The organism is Frigoribacterium sp. 2-23 (assembly GCF_049601585.1).
Classification (GTDB): domain Bacteria; phylum Actinomycetota; class Actinomycetes; order Actinomycetales; family Microbacteriaceae; genus Frigoribacterium.
In genome coordinates this window covers 293,555-318,380 of sequence record NZ_CP187126.1, presented here as the reverse complement: position 1 = coordinate 318,380, position 24,826 = coordinate 293,555, and the positions used below count along the sequence as shown (strand labels likewise).

20 protein-coding genes are annotated in these 24,826 nt (G+C 70.7%); 5 read left to right on the top strand and 15 right to left on the bottom strand.

All coding sequences use genetic code 11. The annotated features are described in order from the left end of the window. Position 1: 1 nt before the first annotated feature. The 9 genes from ACPEEZ_RS01520 to ACPEEZ_RS01480 form a co-directional block, all read right to left on the bottom strand. Positions 2 to 3,604, bottom strand: a complete 3,603-nt coding sequence (locus tag ACPEEZ_RS01520) for a hypothetical protein (protein ID WP_423921819.1) — start codon at positions 3,602 to 3,604, stop codon at positions 2 to 4. After that, on the bottom strand, positions 3,601 to 3,912 hold the full coding sequence (locus ACPEEZ_RS01515; RefSeq protein WP_423921816.1) for a WXG100 family type VII secretion target: 312 nt from the start codon (positions 3,910 to 3,912) through the stop codon (positions 3,601 to 3,603). Before ACPEEZ_RS01515 ends, ACPEEZ_RS01520 begins: the two co-directional genes overlap by 4 nt. Beyond that, on the bottom strand, positions 3,909 to 4,307 hold the full coding sequence (locus ACPEEZ_RS01510; RefSeq protein ID WP_423921813.1) for a WXG100 family type VII secretion target: 399 nt from the start codon (positions 4,305 to 4,307) through the stop codon (positions 3,909 to 3,911). The genes ACPEEZ_RS01515 and ACPEEZ_RS01510 overlap by 4 nt, the downstream gene beginning before the upstream one ends. A 65-nt stretch (positions 4,308 to 4,372) precedes the next feature. Continuing rightward, entirely contained in the window at positions 4,373 to 4,666 is a 294-nt protein-coding gene (locus ACPEEZ_RS01505; RefSeq protein WP_423921810.1) for a WXG100 family type VII secretion target, read from the bottom strand. Positions 4,667 to 4,926: 260 nt separating this feature from the next. Continuing rightward, entirely contained in the window at positions 4,927 to 5,679 is a 753-nt protein-coding gene (locus ACPEEZ_RS01500) for a hypothetical protein (RefSeq protein WP_423921808.1), read from the bottom strand. Between the two features lie 18 nt (positions 5,680 to 5,697). Further along, positions 5,698 to 6,027: a hypothetical protein gene (locus ACPEEZ_RS01495; protein WP_423921805.1), complete on the bottom strand. Its 330-nt coding sequence runs from the start codon at positions 6,025 to 6,027 to the stop codon at positions 5,698 to 5,700. 70 nt (positions 6,028 to 6,097) lie between these two features. After that, positions 6,098 to 6,769, bottom strand: a complete 672-nt coding sequence (locus ACPEEZ_RS01490; RefSeq protein ID WP_423921803.1) for an FHA domain-containing protein — start codon at positions 6,767 to 6,769, stop codon at positions 6,098 to 6,100. A 267-nt stretch (positions 6,770 to 7,036) separates the two neighbouring features. Next, complete coding sequence (locus tag ACPEEZ_RS01485; RefSeq protein ID WP_423921801.1) at positions 7,037 to 11,521, bottom strand: FtsK/SpoIIIE domain-containing protein; 4,485 nt, start codon at positions 11,519 to 11,521, stop codon at positions 7,037 to 7,039. After that, a complete protein-coding gene (locus tag ACPEEZ_RS01480) occupies positions 11,518 to 12,750 on the bottom strand; it encodes a hypothetical protein (protein WP_423921798.1) in 1,233 nt (410 codons plus the stop codon). The genes ACPEEZ_RS01485 and ACPEEZ_RS01480 overlap by 4 nt, the downstream gene beginning before the upstream one ends. 85 nt (positions 12,751 to 12,835) lie before the next feature. Between ACPEEZ_RS01480 and ACPEEZ_RS01475 the strand changes: the two genes are divergently transcribed. Beyond that, the gene (locus tag ACPEEZ_RS01475) at positions 12,836 to 13,738 is read left to right on the top strand and encodes a hypothetical protein (RefSeq protein WP_423921795.1); all 903 of its coding nucleotides are present in this window, start codon (positions 12,836 to 12,838) and stop codon (positions 13,736 to 13,738) included. Then, positions 13,728 to 14,585: a hypothetical protein gene (locus ACPEEZ_RS01470; RefSeq protein WP_423921792.1), complete on the top strand. Its 858-nt coding sequence runs from the start codon at positions 13,728 to 13,730 to the stop codon at positions 14,583 to 14,585. The genes ACPEEZ_RS01475 and ACPEEZ_RS01470 overlap by 11 nt, the downstream gene beginning before the upstream one ends. A gap of 211 nt (positions 14,586 to 14,796) precedes the next feature. On the opposite strand, the gene ACPEEZ_RS01465 is transcribed toward ACPEEZ_RS01470, so the two are convergent. Further along, positions 14,797 to 15,606, bottom strand: coding sequence for a transglutaminase-like domain-containing protein (locus tag ACPEEZ_RS01465; RefSeq protein ID WP_423921789.1), 810 nt, complete (start codon positions 15,604 to 15,606; stop codon positions 14,797 to 14,799). A gap of 155 nt (positions 15,607 to 15,761) precedes the next feature. On the opposite strand from ACPEEZ_RS01465, the gene ACPEEZ_RS01460 reads away from it, so the two are divergent. Continuing rightward, positions 15,762 to 16,109 (top strand): ATP-dependent DNA ligase, encoded by a 348-nt coding sequence (locus ACPEEZ_RS01460; RefSeq protein ID WP_423921788.1) that lies wholly within the window; start codon positions 15,762 to 15,764, stop codon positions 16,107 to 16,109. Positions 16,110 to 16,117: 8 nt separating this feature from the next. Next, on the top strand, positions 16,118 to 16,414 hold the full coding sequence (locus tag ACPEEZ_RS01455; RefSeq protein ID WP_423921785.1) for a hypothetical protein: 297 nt from the start codon (positions 16,118 to 16,120) through the stop codon (positions 16,412 to 16,414). Between the two features lie 60 nt (positions 16,415 to 16,474). Here the strand turns inward: ACPEEZ_RS01455 and ACPEEZ_RS01450 are convergent, their stop codons facing one another. Further along, positions 16,475 to 17,017, bottom strand: a complete 543-nt coding sequence (locus tag ACPEEZ_RS01450; RefSeq protein WP_423921783.1) for an N-acetyltransferase family protein — start codon at positions 17,015 to 17,017, stop codon at positions 16,475 to 16,477. 113 nt (positions 17,018 to 17,130) lie between these two features. Between ACPEEZ_RS01450 and ACPEEZ_RS01445 the strand changes: the two genes are divergently transcribed. Continuing rightward, entirely contained in the window at positions 17,131 to 17,385 is a 255-nt protein-coding gene (locus ACPEEZ_RS01445; protein WP_423921780.1) for a hypothetical protein, read from the top strand. An 876-nt stretch (positions 17,386 to 18,261) separates the two neighbouring features. On the opposite strand, the gene ACPEEZ_RS01440 is transcribed toward ACPEEZ_RS01445, so the two are convergent. The 4 genes from ACPEEZ_RS01440 to ACPEEZ_RS01425 form a co-directional block, all read right to left on the bottom strand. Beyond that, the gene (locus ACPEEZ_RS01440; RefSeq protein ID WP_423921777.1) at positions 18,262 to 20,889 is read right to left on the bottom strand and encodes a PA14 domain-containing protein; all 2,628 of its coding nucleotides are present in this window, start codon (positions 20,887 to 20,889) and stop codon (positions 18,262 to 18,264) included. 125 nt (positions 20,890 to 21,014) lie between these two features. Further along, on the bottom strand, positions 21,015 to 22,109 hold the full coding sequence (locus tag ACPEEZ_RS01435; protein ID WP_423921774.1) for an ABC transporter permease: 1,095 nt from the start codon (positions 22,107 to 22,109) through the stop codon (positions 21,015 to 21,017). After that, on the bottom strand, positions 22,106 to 23,098 hold the full coding sequence (locus tag ACPEEZ_RS01430) for an ABC transporter permease (protein ID WP_423921771.1): 993 nt from the start codon (positions 23,096 to 23,098) through the stop codon (positions 22,106 to 22,108). Before ACPEEZ_RS01430 ends, ACPEEZ_RS01435 begins: the two co-directional genes overlap by 4 nt. After that, positions 23,095 to 24,762 (bottom strand): sugar ABC transporter ATP-binding protein, encoded by a 1,668-nt coding sequence (locus ACPEEZ_RS01425; protein WP_423921769.1) that lies wholly within the window; start codon positions 24,760 to 24,762, stop codon positions 23,095 to 23,097. Before ACPEEZ_RS01425 ends, ACPEEZ_RS01430 begins: the two co-directional genes overlap by 4 nt. Positions 24,763 to 24,826 lie beyond the last annotated feature (64 nt).

Sequence of the window (24,826 nt, the reverse complement as noted above, 5' to 3'; positions counted from 1 at the left end):
TTCATCTTGGCCGCAGAATCGAGCCGACCTCGACCCACTCGTTGAGCTGTTCCGAGTACACGGCGACGACATGCTGCGAGCCGTTAACGTCGTAGCGCCACATCTCCGCTCCATCGTTGACGGTCTGCTCGTGCTGGTATCGGAAAATTTGCTCCGGAGTGTAATGGCCCGTTTGCCCAGCCCAGCCTTTACCCCGGAAAGGATACTTGTTGGCCGGCTTCATAGCGTCCTTGAAGCCATCTCGGGCGCGCTGATCAGGAATGGAATTATCCGCGCTTGTATCCAGGTAAGCCTTTCGAGCACCGGGTGTCATGCCGTCCCAAGTCGACCGCGTCATGCCGTCGTTCTGGCTCCCATCGATCCATCGGTCCATGAACCTCAACGGATCGATTTTAGGGTCTGCGTCAACAGCGGCATCGAAAGCATCGTCCAACTCGAATCGGATTGCGTACGTGTGTTGATCTTTCAGAGTAAAGCTGGGTTTAGCCCCCCTGGCAGGCAGGTAGCCCAGCCCCAGTTTCTGGAATACCAATCGTGGCGTCAGACGGTTTCGGTTCGAGAACCGAGTGATGTGATCGAACTTCGCGACGAAACCACTGACCGTGTTCACAATCGGATTGGAGGCGTTCGTCGCGGTTCTCTGACTGCGGAGATACTTGTGAAGGTCCTCGAACGGGAGCACCTTCTGTACGACGTCACCGCTCTTCAAATCAGGAATCGAATTCCGGACCGAGATAAGGGTGCCAATCTCAGAACTCGATAGGCGATGCAGCGGACGGTCGACGAGTCGTCGGAACGACTTGCGATCGAGTCCGTGCTTGGCGAGTGTGCGATCGAGGTCGGCACGGAACTGACGGGATCCGGCCTCGACACGCTCCTCGGGATAGCGCGGGGACCGCGTAGCGGAACCGTCATGAGTGCCAGGAGCATCGGAGGGATCGACGGGCGTCGTCCGACCACCGTCGCCACCATCCGTCCGCGTCCCGACCGCACCACCGTCGATGGCCGGAGCATCGGCAGCCTCGGGGCCACGCGTCGCGATCGTCGGGGCTGCGCCCTCGGGGCCACGCGAGCCACCGCGGTTCGCAGGACCGTTCGGCGATGCGGCACCACCTCGCGACGGGGTGGCCGTCGACGTGCCGAAACGACCGGCCACGGCCAGGCTCGCGGCACCGGCTGCTCCGCCGGCAGCCTCCACGTGTGACACCGGGTCGACACCGTGGGCGGCGGCATCCGCGTGGGCGGCGTCGGCGTGAGGCGCATCGGCATGCGCCGCATCCGCGTGGGCCGAGGCATCAGCTGCGATGTCAGCTCGCACCGCATCGACGTCAGCCGCCCGAGGCGCCTCGACATCGGCGTGCGACGAACCGTCGGCAGCCGCACCCTCGTGGGAGGCGGCATCGGCCGCGATGTCGTTGTGCACGGCCGCGATGTCGGCCTGCGTCGGCGTGGTCGAGTCCGCACGGGACGACACGTCGACGTGCGACGCACCACCGGCGCCCGTGTGGGCGTCGACGTGACCACCGGCATCGGCGTGCGCGGGCCCGTCGGCGTGCGCCGGCGCGTCGACATGCGCGGGGGCATCGACATGAGCAGGCGCATCGACATGAGCAGGCGCATCGACGTGAGTCGGAGCATCCACGTGCGACGGGGCCTCGACATGCGAAGGAGCGTCAACATGCGACGGAGCATCAGCGTGCGTCGGCGCATCCACGTGCGACGGCGCGTCCACGTGCGACGGCGCGTCGACATGCGAAGGAGCGTCCACGTGCGACGGCGCATCAGCGTGAGCAGGCGCGTCGGCGTGCGTCGGCGCATCGACATGCGACGGCGCATCGACATGCGACGGCGCATCGACATGCGACGGCGCATCGACATGCGACGGCGCATCGACATGCGACGGCGCATCGACATGCGACGGCGCGTCAGCGTGCGTCGGCGCATCCACGTGAGCGGGCGCATCCACGTGCGACGGGCCATCCGACACCGAGGGCGCATCCGCACCCGACGGACCGTCTTGCGGCAACGGGCTCGAGGCGTCGACCGTCGGAGCATCCGTGTTGACGGGGGCGGCGCCACCGTGGTGAGCCGAGCCTCCTGAGGTCAAACCGCCGGAGGCGGGGGTCGGCGTCGTGTGGCCGCTCACGTCGGGCGTGTGGGCGCCACCTCCGTGGGTGCCGCCACCGCCACCGCCGCCTGCCGCCGGGCCGGGGGTCGGGACGGACGGCGCCTCGGGGCTGAAGTGCGATCGGACGGCCGAGACACCGTCTCCGACAGCGGGGAGGCCGCCTCCGAGCACCGTGCCGAAGATCGTCGACGCCCGGACCGACTCGAAGTCGAAGCCGTTGCCGCGAGCGAGGTCCTCCGACGCCTGACTGGTCGCGCCGTCCACCGCACCCGAGGCCGCGTTGATCGCGGTCGATCGGTAGAACGACCCACCGGCCTCGGCAGCGGCGCCGCTGAGATGGCTCGCGCCGCGACCGATCTTGCCGAGCCCGGTCGACAGCGCCGTGCCGGCGACACTGCCGACACCCGTACCGAAGAGGACGCCGAGAAGGTCGCCCGGCGTGAACGGTTTGCCGTCGTTGTGCGGCTTGACGATCGTGTTCGACGCCGCGGTGCCCGAGACGCTCTTGAACGCCTCGAAACCGAGCCGGTAGCCGAGAGGACCGTGCTCGAGCTTGCGCAGCCCGGTGGCCAGCCGCTCGAACTTGGCCTTCGAGATGCGGTTGAGGATCTTGAGCTTCTTGATCAGCTCGGCGACCTTGTAGGCCCACTTCGCGATCGTCCCGGCGGCCTTCGCCGCGCCTGCCAGCGCGCCGACGCCGAACGTCACGAACGACAGCGCCACCGAGATGCCGATGTCGGCAGCGAGCTCGATCGCCATCTGGATGAGCATCTCGCGGATCTGCGCCCACGTGTCGTCGAAATTCTGGCGGATCTGCTCGACGGCCTCGGCGAGGTTGGTCGCCGCCTCGCTCTGCTCGGTGAGCATCGTGGTGATGGCCGATCGCGACCCGCGGATACTGGCCTGCTGCGGGAACTCGCCCGCCTCGACCCCGTGCAACGTCGAACCGAGCGTGCTCTTCGCGCGCTCGATGTCGCCCTGGAACACGTGCCAGGCCGACGAGGCGGTGTCGAGCTTGGCCGTGTCGGCCGTCGGCAGGATGATGCCGACCGTGTGCAGCGCACCCTCGATCAGCTCTTGGAACTCACCCAGCGCGCCCGGCCAGCCGGGGCCGAGGGCACTCGGGATGCCGCCGCTGTGCGCCGAGTACTCGGCGGACGTCGGCACCGTGATGGCCGTGCTCTTGCCCGAGCCGGCGAGCTCGGCGTTCTCGTACTGGGCACCGGTGGCGGCCAGCATGGCCTCCATGCCGTCGAGGGCGCCGACGGCGCTGGCGATCCAATCGCCCATGTTCTTGGTGGCCTTGTCGTAGTCGGGCGACCACTCCTCGGCACCGTCGTCGTCGCCGGCCATGCCACCGCAGCCGGCGAGGACGCTGCGCAGACTCGTCCACGCGGCGCCGAGGTCGACACCGACCGCCCGGAACGTGTCGCCGTCGGCATAGACCTGATAGGGATCGAGGCGCACATCGCTCATGCCGACAACCCGCTCTCGAACTGGCTCCAGCTGTCGGTGAGCGCGTCGATCGTCTGCTCGTACGCGTCGAGCGCGACCTGCGCCTGGTCACGCAGGGCCCCGGCCTCGACGGTGAGACCGGAGGCACCGGCGGACCACTGCTCGAAGCTGGCGACGAAGGCGGCCATCGACGGCCCCTGCCACTCGTTGGGCAGCATGTACGCGAACGTCGACGCCCCCTGGCGCAACGCGTCGCAGTAGTCGCTCAACGACTGCATGTTCTCGACGAGGCCGCGGAGGGCCTCCGTCGACGCCTTCTGCTCACTCACCGTGCGACCCCCCGATCGACCTCGGCCTCGGTCGACTGCGCCAGCTGCGCGGCCCCGAGCCCGTTCTTCTTCTCCTGCGGCCGAACGGCCGACTTGTTCTGGTTCTGCGCGAACGCCCCCGACAGACCCGTCTCGGTCATGCCGTAGGTGCCCTCGGCCTGGTACAGACGACCGATCAGGCTCTCGAGCACGGCGCGCAACGCGGCCGCATCGCCCTGGAACTGCTGCCACGACGCCTCGAACGCGGTCGCGTCCTCGCCCTCCCACGTCGCGTCGACGACATTGCGGACCGACGCGTTCGTCTGCGACACGTGCGCGTCGAACGTCGATACGACGGACTGCAGCATCCGAGCGACCTCGCCGAGGCTCTCGGTACGGACACGGAACTGAACCAACTCACACCCCCCACGGACGACGCGTGCGGCACCGGTCACCCGGGCCGCACGCCGTCACGAATCGACTAGCCGCGGAACGTACCCGAGATGGAGTTCTCCGACTCCTCGTACGACAACGCGGCCTGGCCGAGCAGATCGCTGATGCCCTGCAGGCTCTCCTTCAGCTGGATCGCTGACTGGTCCCACTGCGAGTACAGCTCTTGGAACGACTGCGACGCCGCACCGGACCAGTCGCCGCCCACCAGACCGTCGACGAGCGACTTCAGGTTCTGCAGCTGCGACTCGATCGACTGCGAACCGCTCGAGAGCTGGTTCGAGACTCCGGACAGCGAGTCGGACGTAACGCGGATATCCGCCATGATTCCCTCCACAAAAAACACTCGTGTACACGGGACGTACCGTTCGACACGCCCCCATGTCCCCCCGAACGAGGCACATTACCGAGAACGATCATAACCACAGCCCGAAGACAGGTCGTTCTCTTCGTCGAATCCTACGAGCCGAACTCATCGTTGGTCGAGAAATCTTGTGAATCGTCGACCATGAGGAGGCGCGGGTCGGGTCGACGACGCCCGTCGCGTCGCTTGCGCGCCCGCCCCGTCGACGCCGCCGCGTCGGCTCAGTCGAAGATCTTGGAGATGGTGCCCATGTGCTCGACGAAGTCGGCCGCACCCTCGCTCAGCGTCGTCGTGACGCCGTTGCGCTCGGCCAGCACCGCCGTGGCCATCGAGATCTGCCGCACCTGCTCGATGTCGACCGTCGGGTCGAGCGTGTACGACAGCACGCCGAACTTCGGGTTCTCGAAGTGCGACCAGAGCTCGACGACCTTCGCGTACTCCGGCGGGCGCACCTGCTGGCGCAGTGCCGCACCCTCGGGCAGCACGATGTTGATGTGCCGCGCTCCACGGCCGTTCGCCCGCGCGTAGCGGGCCGCGAGACCCTTCATGCCCTTGAGCGACAGGGCGTAGTCGACGTGCCGCGACTCGTCCATGACGAAGACGGCGAGCACGTCCGACCACGGGATCGTCGGCAACACCGGCGTGTGGATGCCCTCGGTCGAGACCCCGAACGCCAGCCCCGGCCGACCCGCCGACTGACGCAGCAGCGACAGCCGCTTGCGGAGCGACATGAGCCCGTAGATCGCCAGCATGAGCGCGAGCACGCTGCCGATGACGATCGTGAAGACGCGACCGTAGACGAGCACGGCCACCAGGACGATGACGGCGAGCGAGAACGCGACGATCGCCGAGATCACGTTCGTGCGCAGGATCTTCCGATACCGCGCCTCCTGATGGAAGACGTCGAACCGCGGTGTGCGCGCGAAGTAGTCGTCCCAGCCCTGCTTGATCGTCGCGTCGATGTCGAATGCCATCGGTATCCCTTCTCCTGATTACCAGCCGGGCTGGCCGAGGCAGGCCTGACCGAGGGCGGCCATGCCCCGGGTCGGGTGCGTGAACGCACGCCAGGCCGCGGGGGCGTCGCCTCGGTCGGCAGCCGTGATCATCTCGTCGAGCGTCGTCGGAGCCTCCGCGTGCCAGCCGAGATACGCCTGGTCGGTGATGCCGTCCGAGCCCTGCTCGACGATGCCGCGCATGGCCCGCGCCTGCGTCGCGACGGCAGCCAGCCGGCCGGCATCGCTCTGCGCCTCCATGGTCACGCGCATCAGATCGACGACGATGCCGCCGAGTGCCGAGCAGCGGTCCGCAAGTGCGTCCGTCATGGTCGTTCCCCTCCCCCGAAGTGTGCGGCCAGCCTAGCGGCAGGGCACCGACCGGGGTCCGACGCGCCGGTCAGCGCGCGACGACCGTCGCCGGGACGGAGCCGAACTCGATCACGTCGCCCGGCACGACCGCCACGGGCTGACCCGGTGGGCAGTCGATCTCGAGCTCGCCGCGCAGCACCCGGGTGCCGTTGCCCGAACCTCGGTCGGTGACGACGAGCGCGGAGCCGACCACGCCGAGACCCGCGTGCACCCGGGACACCGACTTCGTCGGATCGTCGATCGCGAAAGCCGTCGCTCCCTCGGCTGCCGCGCTCGCCTCGGGGCTGCGCCCGACGAGCACGGCACGGTCGGCGGCGGCGAGGCTCAGGGTCTGCCCGGTCGAGAAGTCGAGCGTCAGGGCCGCGGCGACGGCCGGAGGCGCGGGCGGGGTGGGCGCGGAGGGTGCGGCTGGAGCTGGAGCTAGAGCTGGGGCTGGTGCCGGGGCTGGGGCTGGTGCGGGTGCCGGGGTCGCCGGCGATGCGTAGGGAAGCCCGAACGACGGAGGCGGCGGCACCGTGTTGCTCAGCGGAGCGGCCGGCGCCGCGGGCGGGGCGGGCGGCGGGACGACCGCGGTGTCGAACGCGGACGGAGCGGCACGACGACCATGCCCCCGCCCGGAGGCGACGAGCTGGCCGCAGGACAGGCAGAACATGCTGTTCGGGCGCAACTCGGCCCCGCAGTATTCGCAGCGCGTCGCCATCTGCCCGAGACCCCCGTCAACTTGCCATTCGCCAAGACCTCGACCACGATACGCGACCTGCGCCGTGCCTCCTGCCGGTTCGCCGTGGTGGGCGCCGCGTGCGCATGTCACGGACGCGCGTCGCGGGCGGGGAGGGCATTCGCTCACGGGCTCCTACGGTTCGAACCGCAGGAGCGCGGGAGAGGAAGCGTGCCGGCGGGACGACTCGCCCGGCAGACGAGTGGGCGGGACTCGAGGGTGCAGCGCGGGCCGGGAGGCGCGGACAGGTCAGCGGGTGACGTCGGGGACCTGGATCTGGGCCCAGCGTCCTCCGCTGTGCAGGGCTCCTCCCCCGGCGGGCGCACGGCCGACCATGAACTTCGGGATCTTCTGCCCGAACAGCTGCGTCCCGAGCAGGGCCGACGCCGGGGAGAGGATGAGCCCCTCCTGCGTCTTGCGGACCTCGCCGTACGGCCCCGCGAACAACTTCGATGCGGCATCGGGCGACAGGGCGACGACGAACGCGATCCGTCCGCGGTGCAGCATCAGCGTCTGCTCCAGAGCCGAGTCGCGGATCGCCTCGGCGTCGTCGATCACGACGGTCACGACCCCGGCCGCGCCGACCTCCGCGCCGACACCGGCACCGGCACCGGCACCGGCACCGGCAGCACCGTCGAACCGGGCGAGCATCGCCTCCACGTCCTCCGCCACCGACGGTGCGACGGCCGAGGCGAACAGCGGCACCTCGGCCGTCCGCGCCCACGCCGACAGCGGCGACTCGCGCGTCGCGACGACGATGACGGGCCGCCCCTCCCACATCAGCTGGTGCGCGATCGAGGTCAGCGCCGACGAACGACCGGTCCCCCGATCGCCGATCACCGAGAACCCACCGATCGTCGGCCAGTCGATCGTGTAGCGCGACAGCACGTCGCCGCCGACACCGACGGTCGGCGAGTCGGTCCGCGACCAGGCCGCCCGGGGCAGCTCGGCCGCGGCGCTGAGTGTCATCGACGTCGGCAGGGCATCGACCCGGAACGGCCGCGGAGCGGCAGGGTCGCGGGGCTCCGCGTCGAACCGGGCCCGCGCCTCCTCGACGATGTCGCGCAGCGCCTGGGCCTGGACCTCGGCCGACGCGTCGCGGCCGAGCACGGCGACCTGCGCCTCCCGCGCGGTCGGCCCGAACAGCACGCGCCCGGGCGGGATGTTCTCGGGCATCTCGCGGATCATCACGCCCGCCCCGCGGTAGTCGTTGATGTCGCGCAGCGGCAGCACGTACTGACTCGAGATGAAGCCGGCCACGCGGTCGCCGGCGGCCGTGCGGTCGGCGGACATCACGACGCGCAGCCCGACGGCGGGCCCCTCGCGCAGCACGCGGGTCATCTGGTCGCGGAACATCACGAGCTCGTCCGCCTGCATCGTCGACGTGACCCGCTCCCAGCCGTCGAGCGCCAGGATGAGATACGGCAGCGCCTCCGAGCCCGCGGTGACGGCCCGGCGACGCTGCTCGACGATCGTGCCGACCGACGCGGCCGACAGCACGGACTGGCGTCGACCGAGCTCGTCGAGCAGCCGCGACATCAGACGCGGCAGGCGCGACGGCTCGAGCGACGTGACGACCGCCCCGGTGTGCGGCGCGATCGCGAGCGGCAGCAGGCCGCCGTTGCCGTAGTCGACGACGTACAGCTGCAGATCGGCCGCGTCGTGCCCGCGGACCGCCTGCGCGAGCAGCGTGCGCAGCGCGGTCGTGCGACCGGACAGCGCCGACCCGAGGAAGAGCAGGTGCGAGCCCGACTCGAGATCCCAGACGAGGGGGCGCTGGGTCTGCTGGCCGGGCACGTCCTCGAGCCCGATCACGAGTTCGGCCGGGTTCGGCGACACCCCGGTGCCGTCGGCGGCGGCTGCCGCGGCGGGAGCGGCCGGGTCGCTCGACACGACCGTCGACAGCGGCAGCAGCGTCGGCAGCGGCAGCAGCCACGGCGACGGGTTCTTCGGCACGCCGAGCAGTCGCGACGCCTCGGTGACGAGGTCGACGAGAGCCCTCAGATCGGTGTCGTCCTGGTCGACCCGGGCAGCGGTCGACGCCTGCGCCGGGAACCGCGGCTGGTAGCCGACGGTGCGCCACTCCAAGGAGGCGCGGGCCGGCAGGACCTTGCGGGTCCGGTGCGCGCCCTGCCGCACTCCCGCGACGCGGGCGGTCTGGAACCCCGCCGGCGCGGCGCCCACCCCGGCCCGCACGTAACCGCGACCGGGTGTCGCGACGCCGATGAGCGAGGCCTCGGGCGAGCCGAGCACGTCGGTCGAGTCGGCACGGTCGGTCACGCGGAGCGCGACGCGCATGTTGATGTTCGACTGCATCTCGGGGGTGATCACACCCGAGGGCCGCTGCGTCGCCAGCACGAGGTGCACACCGAGCGAGCGGCCGACGCGCGCGATCCGGACGAGACCGTTGATGAAGTCGGGGTGCTCCGTCTTGAGCTCCGCGAACTCGTCGATGACGATCATGAGGCGGGCGAGACCGAGCCGGGCCGCCGCCTCCGGGTCCTTCGACCAGGCGGCGTCGACGTCCTTGACGCCGAGCTCGGGGCGACGCAGCACCGTCTCGCGACGCTTCAGCTCGGCGTCGAGCGACTGCAGCGCGCGTTCCGTCTCGCGGGCGTCGAGGTTCGTCACCATGCCCACCGTGTGCGGCAGGCGGGAGCAGTCCTCGAACGCGGACGCGCCCTTGTAGTCGACCAGCACGAAGTTGAGGGCGTCGGGCCGGTTCGCCAGCGCGAGCGAGACGACCCAGGTCTGCAGGAACTCCGACTTGCCCGAGCCGGTCGTCCCCGCGACGAGGGCGTGCGGGCCGTCGGCCGCGATGTCGATCGCGAACTGCGAGTCGGGCCCGGCACCGACGACGACGTTCGTGCGCCGCGGCGACAGCGCCCAGCGGTCGACCAGCGCCTGCGGGTCGTCGAGGTCGACGCCCATCAGCTCGGTGTAGCGGACCGACGTCGGCAGCATGCCCTCGTCGCCCACCCCGCTGACGTGCTTGATCGAGCACAGGCTGCGCGCGATCGCCTCGGCGCGCGGCAGCGACAGGCCGTCGAGCAGCACGTTCGCGTAGTACGCGCGGTCGGACTCGAGTCGGGCCAACGAGTGGTCGTCGGGGTCGACGACCACGACCGTGCGCGACTCCTCGGGCAGCCGGGAGCGGTCGCTGTCGATCGCGATGACGTGCACGTCGGCGAGACCGCCCGACTCGAGCAGCGGCACCATGCCGGGCAGCATGCGGAATCTGCGGGCACCGTCGACGATCACGACGACGGTCGAGTCGAAGCCGGCCGAGCCGCGGTCGCCGGCCGCCCGGAGGCGCGCCGTCGCCAGGGCGTTCAGCTCGCGCAGGCGCTCCCGGCGCGCGTCGTCGGTGTTGCCGACCATCGCGACCACCGACGACCCCGCCTGGGTGTGCGGCAGCCACTGCAGCCAGCTCCACTGGTCGGCGTCGTCGTCGTCGCAGAGGACGACGATCTGCGCGTCGCGCGGGGACCGGAGCGTCGCGAAGGACGCGATCATCGCGCGCACGGCGCTGCGGGTCGCGTCGGGCGCCCCCGCGAGGCCGACGACGCCCGCGGCCAGATCGACCGCGACGGGCGACGGGGCCACCCCCACGTGGCGGGCCGTTGCGCGGTCGCGTTGCGCGCCTCCTTCGAACGAGGCGTCGAGCGGCACCTCGGTGACGCCGACGCGGACGTGCAGGGCGTCGACGTCCTTCTTGCGGCGCTCCCAGAGGCGGGACAGCGGACGGGTCGCGATGTCGCGCACGACGACAGGGTCGGGGTGGGCGTACCAGCTCTCGAGGCGCTGCTCGCGGACCAGCTGGCCGATGCGGGTGCGCGAGTCGGCGATGTCCTGCTGCCACTCGTCGAAGGTGCGGATGCCCTTCTTCTTGGACCGCGACCGTGCGGTGAGGAAGGTGCCGATCACCATGACGGGAGACGCGGCCGCCATCATCAGCATCACCGGGCGCTTGAAGACGATCGCCATCGTCACGCCGAGGATGACGGGGATCACGGCGGACAACCACGGCAGCGGCGTCTTGTCGGCGTCGTCGGGCTTGTCGCCCGGCAGCGTGACGATCGGCGGCTGCTTGGCCGGCGCGATGCGCGACGTGCGGTTGAAGCCGCGCATGCCGACCTCGTCGGGGGCCAGGTCGGCGTCGCTGAACGGCTCGAGTCCGATGCGCACGATCGAGCTGCCGAGCTGCACGACGTCGGCGGGCACGATGCGGCCGTCGCCGGTCAGCGGCTCGCCGTTGACGGCCACGCCCTCGGCGCCCTCGACGACGCCGAGCGACGCCGCGAGCGGACCACGCCGCGACGGATCGGCGACGTCGGCCGCCTGCAGCGTGAGCGTCACGTGGTGCGCGGCCAGATACGGGTCGGCGATGCACAGCCCCATGTCGCCGCCGCTGCCGATACGGAGCGGCACACCGGCCGACAACGGCACGGTCTCGCCCGCGAACGGGCCGCCGATGATCTCGAGGCGCGGCTGCCCGGGCAGCAACGTCGTCGGCGTGGTCGGAGGCAGCGTCTGGCCGTTGAGGACCTTCGCGTCGATCAGCGACGTGTCGGGGTCGACGGCCGGCGCGATGACGTGCGGGGCGACGCCCATGCTCTCGGCGACCTCCGCGACGGACGTGTCGTCGCTGACGTCGAGCAGGTACGACTCGACGACCGCGGTCTCGGCGGACCGCTCGGTCGTCGCGGGTCGCAGGCTGAGTCGCAGGGTCACGGGGTGCCTCCCAGGCGGTCGAGGACGGAGATCAACGGCGAGAAGAGCCCGGTCACGGGAGCGTCGGGGGCGTCCTCGTCGTCGGCGGGCAGGGTCGGGACGAGCGTGCGGACGAAGGCGCGGTCGCGGTCGCGGTCAGCGTCGTCGCCGTCGCCGTCGGCCGGGTCTGCCGCCGAGCTGGCGAGCGGGCCCGTCTTCAGCGTGTCGGCCGCGTCGCCGCGCACCAGCGTCACGCTGCCGGTCGCCTGCCGGCCGTCGGGTGTCGTCACGTGGAACGAGAACTGGTCGACGTCGGAGGGTTCGCGCCCCGCGACCGGTGGCAGCGGCTGGTACGTGGCCGTGCCTCCGGCGCATTCGACCGAGCCGGTCACGGCCGGTCCGCAGCCGAGCAGCGTGACGTCGCCCTCCGCAAAAGTCAGGGCCGAGAGGTCGACCGTCGTCGGGCCCTCGGCCGCGAACGGGGCCGCCACGGCGAGCGCGACGAGACCGTCCCGGCCCGAGTCCTCGCCCCCGGGTGCCGGCCGCGTGAACGCGATGGTCGCGGACGTCGTCTCGGAGGTCTGCCCGAAGCCGTCGCGCAACCGGTACGACACGGTGACGTCGCCGACGAACCCGGGCGCGCCCTGCACGACGAGGTGCGTCGACGTGACGCGCGCGACGGCCGACGACGCGGGCGACACCCCGGTGACCTCGATGCCGGGGCCGGTCGAGGCGCAGCCGTCGCAGCGCACCCCGAGATCGGACAGGGGCAGCAGCACCGCGTCTCCGACCTGGGCGGGGTAGTCGTAGGTGAGCTCAGCGGCGGACGGCGGCGTGGGCGGCGCCATCGAGAGGCGGTAGGTCACGACCATCGTGACCGGTCCGTTGGCCAGCAGCACGGGCATGAGGCTGGTGCCGCGATCGGGGTCGTAGACGGGAGCCGTGACCGTGAGTCGCGACGGCTCGCACGCGACAGCGAAGTCGGTCGGGGCGGCGACGTTGCCGCAGTCAGCGACGGTCCAGCCGTCGGCCATCGCGACCTCCGCCTCGGCCCTGAACGGCACCGCGACGAGCGTCGAGTCGGCCGGAGGCGCAGTGTCGGTCGCCGTCGCGCCGTCACTGCCCGGGTCGGTGCCGGAGTCGCTGCCGGCCGCGAGCGCGGCCGGTGCCGCGGCCCCGGCGACGAGAGCGAAGGAGGCGCAGGTCAGCACGACGAGACCCGTCACCACGGCTCGCACGGAACGTCGCAACCCCCGACCCCTCCCCTAGAAGTGCTCCTTATACTAGGGCCCTGTGACCTGCCGGTTCGGGGGCGGGTCCGGTCTCGGGGGGACGATGAGCGACCAGCAGGGCGAGGACGACGACGTCGCCATGACCGTGACGAGCGGACGCCGACGCGCCGCCGCACCGGTCGACGCGCTGCCCGGGGAGGCGACCGTCGCGAGTGCGCCGGGCCGGTCTGCCGCGTCGGATGCGGCTGCGCCTGTTCCTCCCGCCGTGCCTGCGGCTGCGGTCGCGGCTGCGCCTGGCGCTGCGCCGGCCGCCGTGCCGGCGCCTGCCGCTGTGGTCGCGTCCGTGCCCGCGCCGTCCGCCGCACCCCTCGCCGACGCGGGGCTGCTGCCGCCGATGCCGACGGGAGCGGCGTCGGCTGCCGCCCGCGCCTCCTTCGCGACCGCGGCGCCCGCCGCCGCCGGGTCGTCCCGACTCGGCTGGGAGCCGGGCGCACCGCGGTTGTACGAGACCTGGGGTGAGGCGTCGACGGCGTCGAAGCGCCCGCTCGGCAGCGAGATCGGCGTGCTGCCCGAGCTCGAGGAGCGCGAGGAGAAGAAGCGTCCGCTGTGGCGGCACCCCGCGTTCATCGTGTCGGCGATCCTGACACTGCTGGCGATCGGCGTCGGGGGCACGCTGATGGTGATCTCGTTGACGTCGGCCGGGCCTCCCACGGTCTCGAAGCTCTCGATCGCGGCGGGCAGCGGCAACGTGCGCCTGACCTGGTCGGGCCCCGACGTGCCCTACGACCTGTACGTGACCGACGCGGACGGCACGTCCGCGGTCGACCTGACGCAGCTCGTACGGGGGCGCGAGGCGTGGGTGCCGAGAGCGGCCCAGCTGTTCACCGACGACTCGTGCTTCGTCGTGCGGGCCGCCGAGTCGAGTCCGGGAGCCGCCGTGTCGACCGACCCGGACGAGCTCTCGGCCCAGGGCGCGCAGAGCGTCTGCGTGGCCGATGCGGGCTGAGCGACCGGTGTCGTCGGTGGCGCGGGCGCGCACGTGGTCGCGCGCGGGAGTCGCCGTCGGCGCGGGGCTCGTCATCGCTCTGCTGACCGGATGTACGTCGGGCGGGGACGCCGTGCCGACGCCGGACGGGGTCGACCTCGGCGCGGTCCAGATCGACTCGGGCGACCGGAACGGCATCGAGTACGTCTCGGGTCCACAGGCGCTCGAGGCGGTCCTGCGGGCGGTGCGGAGCGCCTCCAGCGTGTCGATGACGGGGTCGTTCACCGAGCTGACCGCTCCGGCGGAGGGGACGACGACCCGACAGGAGGGCCGCACCCTCGACGTCGTCTTCGACGGGGTGCCGACGAACTACACGGCGACGGTGACGATCGCCGGGGTCGAGCAGGCGTCGGTCCGCTCGACGGGAGGGCGCGCCGCCGTGAGCGGCGACGCCGGCTTCGCGGCCGCCAGCGGTCTGGCCGACGCGACCTCGGGGCCGGTCTGCGTCGACTCGACCGACCCGGTCGTCACTCGGTTCTCACCGCTGCTCTCGCCCGCGAACCTGATCGCGGCGCTCGTCGGCGGACGCGGTGCGGGTGGTGCGGGTGGCGGCAGCAGCGGGGGCTCGAGCGCGGGCGGCGGCGTGACCGTCTCGACCGGAGCCGTCAGCAGCAACCTCGACACGACGGGCGAGCCGACCGTCCAGCTCGTCGTCAACGACGGCGAGACGACCGTCGGCACCCTGGTCGTCGCCGCGACCGGTGAGCCCTACCCGATCTCGTTCACGGGCGGCGACGCGACCGGACGCGGCTCGTTCGCGTTCGCACGCTGGAACGAGAAGAAGGCCCTGCCCGGCCTCAGCTGCTGACGGGGGCGGGGGCCGACCCGCGCCTCCTCGGCTCTGGTGGCTTCGCAATGTGCGACCGTTTGCGTTCAGAAACCCCGTTTCAGGCGCCAAAACGGTCGAAAATTGCGAAACGGTCGCATCGTGGTCGCCGCGCACCCGCAGAACGGTCGCACAGTGCGAAACGGTCGCGACATGCGCGCCGCGACGCCGCGACGCCGCGACGCCTGAAGCGTCAGCCGAGCGAGACGAACTCGCGCGGGTCGTCGAGCGGCAGGACGTCCGCGACCGCGCCGATCCGCATGCTCACGACCGTGACCCGGCCGCCGCGGCTCGACAGGAACGCGGTGTCCGACGCGTCCCGACCGGTCGCGATCCGCAGCAGCGTCTGCCGTGGGGCGAGCGACGTCGCGTCGACCACATGCCACTGCCCGTCGACGAATGCCTCGGCCACGGCGTGGAAGTCCATCGGCGACAGCCCCGGCGCGTACACCGACACCAGCCGCGCCGGCACGTCGAGGGCCCGCAGCAGGGCGATCACGAGGTGCGCGTAGTCGCGGCAGACGCCCTGACGGTCGAGCAGGGTCTGGACGGCTCCGTCGGTCGGAGCCGACGCCCCCGGCACGTACCGCAGCTGCGACCCGACCCACGAGCTGACGGCGGCCAGCAGATCGCGCCCGTCGAGCCCGCCGAACTCGGCCCGGGCGGTCGGCCCCAGCGTGTCGGACTCGCAGTACCGACTCGGCCGCAGATACCGCACCAGGTCGATCGTCTCGACCGCGGGCGGCCGCCGTCGCCCGTCGACCTCGACGCGGTAGTCGACCGTCACCCGCCCCGCCTCGACATCGCACACGTGGAGGCGCGTTCCGTGATGATCCGCAACCTCGCGCACCGACACCGGCCGGCCGTCCTGGCTGACGGCGAGCGCCTCGTCGACCGAGGTGCCGGGGTCGGCCGCGTACTCGGCGGCGGCCGCGACGGACAACACGAACTCCGCCGGGGCGGCGACGTCGAACTCGAGCCGGGCCGATGCGCTGCGCTTCATCTGCGGATCATCGCAGTCGCATGTGTCGGACATGTGACGGGACGATTCGCGCCCGAGCCGCCTAGCGCCTCCTCGTCGGCGATGTCAAGGGGGTACCCCGGGGACAAGTGAGGCCCCATCTAACATTTATTCTCGAAGGATTGAAAGGGAGGCGAGTGGGCACACTGTTCTACGGCGCGAATCGGCTGGCCATCGACTTCGACGATCGGGCACTCGCGCATCTGCAGCTCGCCATCGTCACCAAACTCCGCCGCCACGAGAGCTTCGCGTTCACGTGGAGGCACGACGACGCGTCCGGGCAGGGCCGTAACGTCATCTGGCTGCACGAGTCGATCCCGCTGCAGTTCAGCTATGCGGGCAGCCGCATGGCGAACGTCAACCGCCAGTGGATCGACGCCCTGCTCGCGAGCGCCTCGACGACCCTCGGCATGCGCCTCGTCGACGAGCCCGCCGTCGAGGGTTCACAGCAGCCTCATGCCGCGATGTCAGTGGACGGCGCTTAGATCGGGGCATGCCCTCGTATCGCGTGACACTCAGCATCGGAACCCTGCGCCCCGGCGTGCGCCCCGATCAGGTGCTGCCCGCGGCCGCCGAGAGCGCAGCGCAGTTCACGACGGTCGAGGCGCGCGATCTCGACGTGGTCCGGGGTGAGCCACGACTCGTGGTCCGCTACGAAGGGGCCGACGACACGGTCGCGGTGCGCATCGCCGCCGTCGTCGAGTCCTCGGTCGGGGTACTCGCCGACGTGCTCGACGGGCGCGTCACCCGCCGCGACGGCGGGGCCTGGACGCTGGTCGGGTCGGTCTGAGGGGCTGCCGCCGCTGCGGCTGCTGGGGCGGCGGCTGTTGCAACGGGGTTCGGGGCACACTCAGCGAGCGGGGCGCGTCATCCGGATCTCGACGACACTCGTCCCCGGGTCGAGCTTGCGCGCCCCGTCGAACTCAAAGCCGTGCGACCCGTAGAAGGCGACCGCCCTCGTGTTGCGCTCGAACACCCAGAGGTACACCGCGCCTCCTTCGTTGCCGGCCGCGGCGAGCACGCGCGTGAGCAGCGTGGCGCCGAGGCCCGACCCTCGAAGTCCGGCGTCGACGTAGAGCGTCTTCAGCTCGACCGCGTCGAGGTCGTCACCGTCGTGCGTCGGATCGCCGCGTGACCAGCTGACGACGCCGACGATCCGTTCGTCGTACCGGGCCACGACGACCTCGCGCGACGACGACGCGATGCGGGCGCCCCAGCTGTGCTCGCGCTCGGTGACTCCGACGGCGTCAAGATAGTAATCCGGCACGAGCCCGCGGTACGCCTCGCGCCACGTCTCGGTCTGGAACACGGCGACGTCGTGCACGTCGCCCGCCTCGGCCGACCGGACCACGAGGAGGCGGGGGTCGGGGACGCGCAGATCGGACCCGGTCATCGCTCCAGTCTGACCGATGGCCCACCGAGAACCCCGTTGCGGAAGAAGAACCCCGTCGTTCGGCGGTTCTTCTTCCGCAACGGGGTTCGGGGAGGCGCGGGTAACCTCGGGGCATGAGCCGGGAGCGTCTGTCCGTCGTGACCGCGTCCGCCGTGCGCGTGGGGGCGGCCGTCGTGCTGGCCGCGGGCACGGTCGTCGGACTCGCGGCCTGCGGGGGGCCGGAGGACGATCCCGTGGTGACGGTGTCGCCGAGCATCACGCCGACGCCGACTCCCGAGACACCGACCCCCGTCACGACGGACACGCCGTCGGACACGCCGTCGCCGAAGTTCAGCCCGCCGTTCAAGACGATCCCGCCTCAGAACTGACGCGTTGCGGACGGCTCGACCCGCGCCTCCTCGGTGTTCTGGGTCCCCGCCCCCTCCCCCTCCCCCGAACGAAGTGACCCGTTCGGTCGATGTTTCCGCGCAACATCGACCCGCCGGGTCACATCGATGAGAGAGGGGGACGGACGAGAGACCTCCCCCGAACGAAGTGACCCGTTCAGTCGATGTTTCCGCCCAACATCGACCCAACGGGTCACATCGATGAGAGAGGGGGACGGACGAGAGACCTCCCCCGAACGAAGTGACCCGTTCAGTCGATGTTTCCGCCCAACATCGACCCAACGGGTCACATCGATGAGAGAGGGGGACGGACGAGAGACCTCCCCCGAACGAAGTGACCCGTTCAGTCGATGTTTCCGCCCAACATCGACCCAACGGGTCACATCGATGAGAGAGGGGGACGGACGGGAGACCTCCCCCGAACGAAGTGACTCGTTCGGTCGATGTTTCCGCCCAACATCGACCCAACGGGTCACATCGATGAGGGAGGGGGACGGACGAGAGACCTCCCCCGAACGAAGTGACTCGTTCGGTCGATGTTTCCGCAGAACATCGACCCGACGGGTCACATCGATGAGAGAGGGGGACGGACGAGAGACCTCCCCCGAACGAAGTGACCCGTTCAGTCGATGTTTCCGCCCAACATCGACCCAACGGGTCACATCGATGAGAGAGGGGGACGGACGAGAGACCTCCCCCGAACGAAGTGACCCGTTCGGTCGATGTTCGAGGCAAACATCGACCCGACGGGTCACATCGTTGGGACGGGAGGGGGGAGGGAAACGAGATGACCCGCCCGGCGGGTGTTCGAGGAGAACACCCACCGGACGGGTCACATCGTTGCGGACGCGAGAGGGACTACCGGCTGCCGGCTGCGATCACCGCCAGATTCGCGGCCCGCACGGCTGCGCGGTCCATCTTCTCGATGCGCCGGTCGTACGTGTAGAACCCGTTGACCTCGCCCTCGACGTCGGTCAGCTGCGTGTAGACCGACCCCGACAGGTACGTCGACGCGGGTCCGACGAGGGCGTTCGTGTTCGCGACGTACGCCGCCGTCAGCTCGGCCGGTGTCGCGACCTCGCCGTAGGGGTTGACCGACCCGCCGGGCCAGACGTGCCCCGGAGCCGAGTACGAGAACCCGCCGTGCTCACCGTCGATCGCGGCACGTCGCGCGTCGGGCTTCGGCAGCGCCGGCCCGGTGTACTGGTGCCAGTCGATGATGTCGCCGCGACCGGAGTCGCCCTTCGAGTTGCAGCAGTTCACGCCGCTGTGGGCGTTGACGAGGCGCGAGGGGTCCTGGGCCTTGACGTTGTCGGCGATCTCGCCGGTCACGTCGCGGTTCCACTCGCCCCAGCCCTCGTTGAACGGAATCCAACCGATGATCGACGTGAACGAGTCGTGCTGGTCGATCATCGTCTTCAGCTGGGCCCGGAACGAGTCCTGCGTGGCCCGATCGGCGTTGCCGCCGTTGTTCGCGGGCATGTCCTGCCAGACCAGCATGCCGATCTGATCGGCGTGGTAGTACCAGCGGGCCGGCTCGACCTTAATGTGCTTGCGGATCGTGTTGAAGCCGAGCTCCTTCGTGGTCGAGATGTCCCAGGCGAGCGCCTCGTCCGTCGGCGCGGTGTACACGCCGTCGGGCCAGTAGCCCTGGTCGAGCGTCGACAGCAAGAACGTGGGCTTGCCGTTCAGCAGGATCTTCTTCTGGCCGCCCACGTCACCGATCGAGATCGACCGCATGCCCTGGTAGCTCGTGACCGTGTCGCTCGTGCCGCCGCCCTTCATCGTGGCGGTGACGTCGTAGAGGAACGGATCGTCCGGCGTCCACAGGTGCAGCTCCGAGATCGGCACCGTGAGCTGCTGGTTCGCCGCTCCCGTGGCCGACCCGACGATGACGCCGTCGTGGTCGCGGACGAGCACCTCGACCTTGGATTTCGAGGAGGCGCTGGCCGACACCGCGGTCACCTTCAGCGACGAGGTGGTCAGGTCGGGCGTCATCTTCAGCCGGTCGATGTGCGCCGACTGGACGGGCTCGAGCCACACGGTCTGCCAGATGCCCGAGGACGGCGTGTAGAAGATGCCGCTGGGGTTCGGGTCCTGCTTGCCGCGCGGCTGGTTGCCGGTCGTGTCGTCGACGCGGACGACGATCTCGTTCGCGCCCTTCTTGTTCAGCGCGTCCGTGATGTCGGCGCTGAACGAGTCGTAGCCGCCGACGTGCGTGGCGACCTTGCGGGCGTTGACGTAGACGGTCGTCGAGTAGTCGACGGCGCCGAAGTTCAGCTGGACGCGGTTCTTGTCGTTGCGCTTCCAGTCCTTCGGCACCTCGAACGTGCGGCGGTAGACCATGGAGTCCTCGTGACGCTCGACACCGCTCAGCTGCGACTCGATCGGGAACGGCACGACGACCTTCTCGTCGAGGTCCTTGCCGAACGGCAGGCGGTCGGTCTTCGCGAAGTCCGCGAACTGCCACTGCCCGTTGAGGTTCTGCCAGGCCTCGCGCGCGAGCTGCGGGCGCGGGTACTCGGGCAGCGGGTTCGCCGGGTCGACGTCGTCGGCCCAAGGCGTGGTGAGCACGTAGGTGGACGTGTTCGTGACGGGGACGTCGAAGGCCGGCACGGCGACACCGTCGACGGTCACGCCGCCGAGGCCGTCGTACGCGACGCGTACGCTCGTGCCCTTCTGGATGGGCCCGCCCGGCGTGACGACGAGGCCTCGGCCGTCGGGGGCGACGGCCACCGACTCGATCGGGAACCCGGTCTGGTCGACCGAGACCTTCACGTGGTCGGCCGCTGCCTCGGCGCCGGTGACGGCACCCGGCAGCGCGATGTTCACCGTCTCACCCGACGGCGGCACGCTCGCGACCGCGGGGTAGACCTCGAAATCGGCCGGAGGCGCGAACGCGCTGAGCGGGACGATCGACTTCGCGAGGTTCGGCCCGGCCCACGACAGGTGCATGTTCGCCCCGCCGGTCGCCTGGAACATGTCGAAGCGGAACTCGACCGCCTCGCCCTTCGTCATCGAGAACGGCTTCGCGGTCTGCTCCACCTCCCAGTCGTTGACCCAGTGGTCGATCAGCTGCGTGCCGTCGACCCAGAGGCGCATGCCGTTGTCGCCGATCGCCGAGAACGTGTAGTCGCCGGTCTCGGGGGCCGTGATGGTGCCGGTCCAGCTGACGCCGGCGTTCTCGCCCTGGCCGGTGCGCTCCGCGAAGACGGGCACGAGGTTGCGGTAGTCGATCTGGGTGTCGAGCACGGTCGCCGTCGGCGTGCCCAGCTCGAAGCCGGGGCCGGTGAGCGAGTACTCGCCCTTCAGCCCGTGGACGCCGGCGGTGCTCGTGGCCGACGCCGCGCCTCCTGCGTTCGGAGCGGGGTCGGCGCTCGCCGAGCCCGCGAAGACGGACGTGGTGGCGAACAGCGCCGCGACGGTGAGCGCCAGAGCGGCGACCTTCCGCCTCGGCAGTGCACCACTTCGTTGTGGTTCTGACATGACTGTCTGACCTTCCTATCGGTGATCTCGATGTTCGGGTTTGTAGGTGTCGCTGGTGGTGCGGGGTGCTCGGTGGAACTCGGGTACCGCGCGGCGTCGAGCCGGTGCCGCGTGGGTGCTGCGGCTCAGTCGGACTCGGCGGCGCCTCCCCCGGTCGCCGATCTCGATCGGGCCTGGATGCGGGACAGCTGCACCTGCCCGACGGCGACGACGACGAGCACGGCGCCGTTCACCACGGCCTGCCAATTGGAGTTGGTCAGGCCGAGTCTGTTGATGAGGTTCGCCACCACCTGCAGCAGCACGATGCCGACGAGCGAGCCGAACACGGTGCCCGCGCCGCCCGTGAGCAGGGTGCCGCCGAGCACGACGGCGGAGATGGCGGTGAGTTCGAGCCCGACACCCAATGTCGTGACGCCCGAGGCGGTGTACGACGCGGTCAGGGCGCCGGCGAGACCCGCCAGCAGACCGCTGACCGTGTAGACGATCATCTTCGAGCGGGCGACCGGCAGACCCATCAGGTTCGCGGCGTCCTCCTGCCCGCCGATGGCGAGCAGGGTCGAGCCGTAGGAGGTGCGGCGCACGACGATCACGCCGGCCACGAACAGCACGACCGTGATCCAGACCGGCCAGCCCAGGCCGAGGAACCGGCCCTGCGACAGGCCGAGAAAGGCGCTGCCCTGTTCGACCTTGTACGTCGTGGAGCCCTCGTTCGTCAGGATCAGCAGCAGCCCCCGGGCGAAGAGCAGCCCGGCGAGCGTGACGATGAACGCCGGGATCGCCGTCCGCGCGATGATGACGCCCTGAACGAGACCGATCAGACCGCAGCCGAGCAGTGGCAGCAGGACCGCGACGGCGAAGCCGTACTGCGAGCCCCACGCGGCCAGGATGCCGCCGAGCGCGTAGACGCTGCCGACGCTGAGGTCGATGCCGCCGGTGAAGATGACGAAGGTCATGCCGAGGGCGAGCGGCGCGAAGAACGACGCCTGGATCGCGATCTGCGACAGGTTGCCGGCCGTCGCGAACGTCGGGAAGGCGACCGCCATCACGCCGGCCAGCACGACCAGGATGACGAGCGAGCCGTTCCGCTGCGCCAACCGCGCGACGATCTCGGTGCGGCTGCGCCGGTTGTGGATGACGCGGGTCGAGTCCGCGGCGGCGGCGACGACGGTCGCCGTGCCGGTGCCGCCGGTCGTGCCGGGGCCGGTGGTCTCGGGGCTCATGCCTTCTTCCTTCCCAGTTGCACGTAGACCGCGATGACGATGACGGCCGCCTGGATCATCTGGGCGACCGAGTCGGGGATGTCGTGGGCGACGAGCGTCGACACGATGAGCTGCATCAGCAGGGCCCCGGCGACGGTGCCGACCGCGCGGATCTTGCCGCCCGAGAGCGGCGTGCCGCCGATGACGACCGCGGCGATCGCGTTGAGCTCCATCAGCAGACCGAGGGTGCGAGGGTCGCTCGCCTGCGAGCGCGCCGCGGCGAGCACGCCGGCGAACGCCGCCAGCACACCGCAGACGATGTAGACCGTGACGAGTGTCCGCTTGATGCGGAGGCCTGCCAGCTCGGCCGCCCGGGGGTTGCCGCCGATCGCCTCGAGGGCCCGGCCGAACGTCGTCCGCCGGACGGTGAACCAGACGAGCACGAACACGATCGCCGCGATGAGCACGGTGTACGGGATGCCGACGACCGAGCCGCTGCCGAGCGACACGAGCCCGGGGTCGCTGAGGTTCTTGATCTGACCGCCGATCACGTTCGCGAGACCGCGGCCACCGACGAGGACGGCCAGGGTCGCGACGATCGGCTGCAGGCCCAGCCGGGCGACGAGGGTGCCGGACAGGAACCCGGTGACGAGACCGGCGGCGACGCCGATCAGGATCGCGGGCAGCGTGCCGTAGCCGATGTAGAGCGGCATGATCGCGGCCGACAGGGCCATGACGCTGCCGACGCCGAGGTCGATGCCCTTGGTGCCGATCACGAGGGCCATGCCGAGGGCGACGATCAGCACCGGCGCCGTCTGGATCAGCTGCAGGCGCAGGTTCGAGGCCGAGACGAAGTACGGCGTGATGACGACGTTGACGATCACGAGGACGAGCAGCGCGAGGTAGACGCCGTTACGGGCGAACCAGGCTCCGTCGAGGCGGCGGCGCGGGCGCGGGTCGGGCGTGCCCGGGTCGACCCGCGACTCGGGTGCGGTGGTCTGCGTGCTCATGCCGCGCCTCCTTCGGTGTCGGTGTCGGTGCCGGTCTCGGTGTCGGTGCCGGTCTCGGTCTCGGTCTCGGTGCCGGTCTCGGTGGCGGGCGTCGGGGCGCCGACGAGCGCCGCGAGCAGGCGCGAGTTCGTGACGTCGTCGCCCGACAGCTGCTCGCTGACCGAGCCGTCGCGCAGCACGACGATGCGGTCGGAGCCCTCGACGAGTTCCTCCGACTCGGACGAGATCAGCACGACGCCGAGTCCGCGACCGGCGAGCTCGTCGATCAGCGACTGGACCTCGCGCTTGGCACCGACGTCGATGCCGCGCGTCGGCTCGTCGAGCAGGAAGACCTTCGGCTCGGTGCAGAGCCAGCGCGCGATGAGCACCTTCTGCTGGTTGCCGCCCGACAGCTGCGAGACGAGCTGCCGGGAGCTCGACACCTTGATGCGCAGCCGGGCGATGAGGGTGTCGACGATCTCGTCGACCTTCTTGTCGCTGATGACGCCGAAGCGCGAGACGCGCCCCATCACGGCCAGCACGATGTTGTCGCGCACGCTCAGCTCGGGGATGATGCCCTCGGCCTTGCGGTCCTCGCTGAGCAGCGCGACGCCCGAGCCCAGTGCGGCCCGGATCGAGTTGCGCTTCACCGGTCGGCCGCTCACCCTGACGTCGCCGCCCGTCGTGCCGAGGGCGCCGTAGACGGCCTTGACCGTCTCGCTGCGCCCCGAGCCGAGCAGGCCGGCGAGACCGACGACCTCGCCGGGTCGCACCTCGAAGTCGATGTCGTGCAGCGTCGCGGCGGCGTCGAGGCCGCGCACGCTGAGCACGGGCTCCCGGTCGAGCGCGGGGGTCGCGTTCGTCTCGCCGATACCCGAGCCCGAGAAGCTCGTCGAGCCGTGCGCCGCCACGTCGTCGATGTCGCGGCCGAGCATGTGCGAGATGAGCCCGCGGCGGTCGAGGTCGGCCATCTGCCCGGTGTGGACGACGCGGCCGTCGCGCAGGATCGTCACGGCGTCGCAGAGCTGCCACAGCTCGTCGAGCCGGTGCGAGACGAAGACGATGCCGGCTCCGCCGTCGCGCAGGCGGCGCGCCACCGTGAACAGGGTCTCGACCTCGCGCATCTCGAGCGACGAGGTCGGCTCGTCCATGATGATGACGCGGGCGTCGATCGTGACCGCCCGGGCCAGGGCGATCATCTGCTGGATGCCGAGACCGAGCGTGCCCAGGTCTTCGGCGACGTCGACACGGATGCCGAGGTCGGTCGTGATGCGCTCCGCCTCTCGGTTCATGCGCTTCACGTCGATCAGGCCGAGCCGGGTGCGCGGCTCCCGGCCGAGGTAGATGTTGCGCGCGACCGACAACAGCGGCACCAGGTTGACCTCCTGGTAGACGGTCGAGATGCCGGCATCCTGGGCGTCGGCCGCCCGGGTGAAGTGCGTCTCGCGCCCCTGGAAGAGCAGCCGGCCGTCGTCGGGCTGGTGCACGCCGGTGAGCACCTTGATCAGCGTCGACTTGCCGGCGCCGTTCTCGCCGACGAGGGCGTGGATCGAGCCCGGCGCGACCTCGAACGACACGTCGCTGAGTGCCGTGACACCGGCGAAGCGCTTGGTGACTCCGTCGGCCTGGAGGGCGGGCCCCGACGCGCGCGACGGCGCGGGTGGGGACGGTGTGGTCGTCGTCATCGACAGATCCTTCTCGAGAATGCGGCTGGGCACGGAGGGTCGGAGCCGAGGAGGCGGTGGTGAC